General features: G+C 74.7%; 1 pseudogene. It reads left to right on the top strand.

From position 1 onward, the window contains the following. Window positions 1-26 precede the first annotated feature (26 nt). A pseudogene (locus UK12_RS33770) lies at window positions 27-360 on the top strand (UDP-glucose 6-dehydrogenase); the annotation flags it as partial.

Below are 360 nucleotides of genomic sequence, written 5' to 3'. Positions count from 1 at the left end.
AGGTGAACGCCGCGCTCGACACAAGCGTGCCCTACCCGACCCGGGCCACCCTGGTGGTCGGCAAGTCCACCGTCGCGGTCGGCAGCGCCGCCCGCCGGGCCGACCGGCGGGCCGAGCTCGCCCCCGCCGGCGCCGACGCGGAGCTCGCCTGGAACCCGGAGTTCCTGCGCGAGGGCTACGCCGTCGGGGACACCCTGCACCCGAACCGGCTGGTGGCGGGCCTGCGGAGCGAGCGTGCCGAGCAGCTGCTGCGCGAGGTGTACGCGACGCCGATCGCCGAGTGCGTCCCGTTCGTGGTCACCGACTTCCCGACCGCCGAGCTGGTCAAGGTCGCCGCCAACTCCTTCCTCGCCGCCAAGA

This window comes from Saccharothrix sp. ST-888, from assembly GCF_000955975.1.
GTDB lineage: Bacteria > Actinomycetota > Actinomycetes > Streptomycetales > Streptomycetaceae > Kitasatospora.
The sequence above is the reverse complement of the archived record's forward strand: the minus strand, read 5'-3'. Positions and strand labels throughout refer to the sequence as shown.